4 protein-coding genes are annotated in these 4,235 nt (G+C 67.4%); all 4 read left to right on the top strand.

The annotated features are described in order from the left end of the window. On the top strand, nt 1–652 hold a 652-nt coding region (locus VKH46_13760; GenBank protein HKB71908.1), incomplete at its 5' end, for an extracellular solute-binding protein. A 1-nt stretch (nt 653) separates the two neighbouring features. Beyond that, on the top strand, nt 654–2,597 hold the full coding sequence (locus VKH46_13765; GenBank protein HKB71909.1) for a sugar ABC transporter permease: 1,944 nt from the start codon (nt 654–656) through the stop codon (nt 2,595–2,597). After that, nucleotides 2,597–3,478, top strand: a complete 882-nt coding sequence (locus tag VKH46_13770) for a sugar ABC transporter permease (protein HKB71910.1) — start codon at nt 2,597–2,599, stop codon at nt 3,476–3,478. The genes VKH46_13765 and VKH46_13770 overlap by 1 nt, the downstream gene beginning before the upstream one ends. 25 nt (nt 3,479–3,503) lie before the next feature. Then, a partial coding sequence (locus VKH46_13775) for a glucodextranase DOMON-like domain-containing protein (GenBank protein ID HKB71911.1) occupies nt 3,504–4,235 on the top strand: 732 nt, incomplete at its 3' end.

Raw genomic sequence — 4,235 nt, forward strand, 5'->3', positions numbered from 1 at the left:
GCTCATGAACGGGTTCGGCGGGCGCGTCTTCGACCCGGGGCCGAAAGCCGTCCTGAACGCGCCGCAGAACGTCCGCTCGCTCGAGCTCCTCATGCGGTGGATCGACCGGGACGCGATCCTGCCGGCGGAGCCATCGACGGCGCTCATCACGTCGCTCTTCAACGACGGGAAGGCGGCGATCGTCTTCTCCGGCCCGTGGTTCCTCGGCGAGATCGCGAAGGGGATCGACTACGGCCTCGCGCCGCTCCCCACGCTCGTCGAGGCGGGCGGGAAGCCGATGCGCCCGTGGATGACCGTCGAAGGGGTGTACGTCGCCGCGCCCTCGAAGAACAAGGAGGCGGCCTTCGACTTCGCGAAATACCTGACCGACGTCGAGTCCGCGCGCGTGATGGCGATCGACGGCCGTCAGACCCCGGCGAACAAGGCCGTCTACCAGGACCCGAAGGTGTCCGGCGACGCCGTGCTCGAGGCGTTCCGGCGCCAGGTCGAGGTCGCCGTCCCGATGCCGAACCTCCCGGAGATGACGATGGTCTGGTCTCCGGCGACGACCGCGATGAACGCCGTCACGCGGAAGGCCGCTTCGCCGAAAGCGGCGCTCGACGCCGCCCAGAAGAAAGTCGTGGAGGACATGGCGCGCCTCCGGAAGAGGTGAGATGACGGAAACCGGCGCGTCCGCGGCCCGGCGCTGGGGCGTGAGCCTCGGCGTGGCGCTGGCGTTGGCGCTCGCCGTGGGAGGGCTGCTGCTGGCGGGAGCCCTCCGCGAGGTCGATCGCTCCGCGGCCGAGCGGCGCGCGACCGTGTCCGTGCGCGCGCTGACCGACGTCGTGCGGGTGGCCGGAGGGGCGGGACCGGGCGTCCGCGAAGCCGTCCGGAAATGGCAGGCCGCCAATCCCGCGATCACGGCGATCCGGGTGATCGCCTTCGACGGGATCTCGCTCGAAGCCTCGACCGCGCCGGAGGATGCCGGCGAGAAAGCGGCGCCGCGCCGCCTCTCCCTCGACGAGAAGCCGCTCTACGACCAGGGTCAGCGCCTGCGCGCGGCGATCGAGACGAACGTGCAGGAGGGCGCCGCGCGAAAGGACGAGATCGAAGGAGAGCGGACAGCCGCGGGACGCTGGAAGATCGCGGCGCCGGTCGAGACCGGGGGCGCCGTCACCGGAATGCTGTCGCTCGAGACTCAGCGTCCGCCGCCCGGCCGGCGGCTGCCGGTCGCCCTGACCCTCGGCGCCGTCGTCGTTCCCGTGCTCCTCTTCGCGGGAGTCGCGGCGGCCGCCGGACGCCGAACCGCCGTTCTGGCGATCGCCGCGTTCGCGCTCGATCTCGCGGCGATCGGGTTCTTCGGCCATCGTTCGATCTCCCTTCTTCGAAAAGAGCGCCGCGCCGCGGAGTCGGCCGTCGGGCGCGAGATCTCGGCCGACGCGGCCCGCGCGAGGGACATCCTCGGAAGCGAAGCGGCCGCCCGGCTCGACCCGGCCTCGTGGGATTCCGACGCGTTTCGGCGGGCGCGAGGCCTGCTCCTCGCCTCCGGCGTCCCCGACGAGGCCCGGCTCTCGCGGGAGATGGCGGCGATGGAGCGGCCGGTCCGGAGGACGATCGTGCTGCTGGCGGTTTTCTCGCTCGCCGTCGTCGCGTTCGGGGGTTTCGGCCTCGCCGGGGCTTTCCGTCGCACCCTCGTGACGCACCGCGCCGCCTACGCCTACACGGCGCCGGCGATGGTCGGCATGGTCGTCCTCGTCTTCTTTCCGTTCCTCTACGGGATCGCCATCTCGTTCACCGACCAGAACATCTACAACACGAGCAAGCCGCTGACCGAGATCTGGGTGGGCCTGCGCAACTACGTCGACATCATCGGCGACTTCTCGATCGCGAAACGCACGGCATCGGGAACGCTCGTCTTCAATTACCTGAACTTCTACTGGACGTTCCTCTTCACGGTCGTCTGGACGATCTGCAACGTCACGTTCGGCGTGACGATGGGGCTCCTGCTGGCCCTCGCGTTGAACACGAAGCGGCTGGCGCTCCGGCCCGTGTACCGCGTCCTGCTGATCCTTCCCTGGGCGGTGCCGAACTACATCACCGCGCTCATCTGGAAGGGGATGTTCCACCAGCAGTTCGGGGTCATCAACCAGATGATCCAGATCTTCGGGGGGAACCCCGTCTCCTGGTTCGAGAAACCGTTCACGTCCTTCGTCACCGTTCTCACGACGAACGGCTGGCTCTCCTTCCCCTTCATGATGGTGATCTCCCTCGGGGCGCTCCAGTCGATCCCCGCCGAGATCTACGAGGCCGCCCGCGTGGACGGCGCCTCGCGCTGGCAGCAGTTCCGCGCGATCACCCTCCCGTCGCTCAAGCCCGCGCTGATCCCCGCGATCATCCTCTCCGTCGTCTGGACCTTCAACATGTTCAACATCATCTATCTCGTCTCGCAGGGTGAGCCCGCGTCGTCGACGGAGATCCTGATCACACAGGCGTACAAGTTCGCGTTCGAGAAGTACCGCTACGGCTACGCGGCCGCGTACTCGACGGTGATCTTCGCGATCCTCCTCGTCTACGGATCGATCCAGAACCGCGTGACGCGTGCGACGGAGGCAATCTGATGGCGCGCCGCGAGATCGGGGAGGTCGCCCACGCCCCGCTCCACGTCTTCCTGCTGCTGGCGACGGCGGTGACGGTCTACCCGATCCTCTGGGTCGCGACGATCGCGTTCTCGGGTGGGCAGGGGCTCGCGCTGGCTTCGGTTCCCGAGCACGCGACGCTCGCCGAGCGGCTGCGGGCGGTCACGCCGTGGCCGAAGCACTGGTCGATGTCGAACTTCGTCGCGGTCTTCCACGACCAGCCTTTCGCGCGCTGGCTCGTCAACAGCGCGATCGTCTCGCTCGCGACGACGGTGCTCGGCGTGTTCCTCGCCTGCACGGCCGCGTATGCCTTCTCGCGGTTCCGGTTCCCCGGGCGGCGAATGGGGATGATGTCGTTCCTCGTCTCGCAGATGTTTCCCGGCACGCTGATGATGATTCCTCTCTACATCATCCTCGTGAAGTGGCTCGGGCTCGGCTCGACACGGATCGGACTCGTGCTCGTCTACGCCACCACCGCAATCCCGTTCTGCGTCTGGATGCTCAAGGGATATTTCGACACGATCCCGAAGGACCTCGAGGAGGCGGCCCTGATCGACGGCGCCTCGGCCGCCCGGATCTTCTGGAGGATCGTGCTGCCTCTCGCGACCCCCGCGATCGCGGTGACGGCGCTCTTCTCGTTCATGACCGGGTGGAACGAGTTCATTCTCGCCGCGACCCTCATGGACAAGGAGACCATGTACACCGCCCCTGTGGGGCTGCGTTTCTTCGTCGGCGGCTTCTCGCAGCAGTGGGGCTATTTCGCTGCCGGCGCGATCGTCGTTTCCATTCCCGTCGTCGCCCTCTTCCTCTTCCTGCAGAAGTACATCGTGTCGGGGCTGACGGCCGGGAGCGTCAAAGGCTGACTACCGGGAAAAGAAGGAGGACTCCATGAAAGGAAAACTCGCTCGATTTTCCATCCTGGCCGCGGTGGTCGCGGCGTTCTTCGCCGCCGCCGCGGGCGCGCAGGAAGTCGCGTTCAGGGACCCGACCGGCGACGACAACGGTCCGGGGAAGTACACCTACCCGACCGACGCCGTCTACAAGCCGGGTTCGTTCGACTTGACCCAGCTGAAGGTCAAGAAGTCGGGGGCGAACGTCGACTTCGAGGTGTCCGTCAACTCGGCGCTCGACGATCCCTGGCGGATGGGCGTCGGCTTCGCGGTCCAGATGATCTTCATCTTCGTGAAGACCGGCGATGCGAAGCCGTCGTACACCCAGGGGCTGCCCGGTCTCAACATCCAGTTCGCCCCCGAAGACGCCTGGAACCGGTGCGTGATCCTCTCGCCGCAGCCGTCTTCCCGCGTCAAGGCGGAAGTGGACGCGAAGGCACCTTCGATGAAGGCGGAGATCCTGGTTCCCGTGCGGACGAAGGGATCCGGGAAGACGATCTCCGGCTCGGTTTCCGTGAAGGACTTCCCCTCCGGCGACCCGTCGACATGGGGCTATCAGGTCATCATGCAGTCGAACGAAGGCTTCCCGGCCAAGACCGACCTCCTCACGCGCAAGGTCAACGAGTACGAGGGGCAGCACCGGTTCGGCGGCGGCAACGACGGCGACTGCGACCCGCACGTGATGGACATCCTCGCGGGGAGCGGAAACGGGGACGCGAGCGAGGTCGAC

This window comes from Thermoanaerobaculia bacterium, from assembly GCA_035260525.1.
Taxonomy (GTDB): Bacteria; Acidobacteriota; Thermoanaerobaculia; order UBA5066; family DATFVB01; genus DATFVB01.

Bases quoted from the DNA above. Each gene is read 5' to 3' on its own strand.
- VKH46_13765 (HKB71909.1), top strand. From the start codon at position 654: ATGACGGAAACCGGCGCGTCCGCGGCCCGGCGCTGGGGCGTGAGCCTC.
- VKH46_13770 (HKB71910.1), top strand. From the start codon at position 2,597: ATGGCGCGCCGCGAGATCGGGGAGGTCGCCCACGCCCCGCTCCACGTC.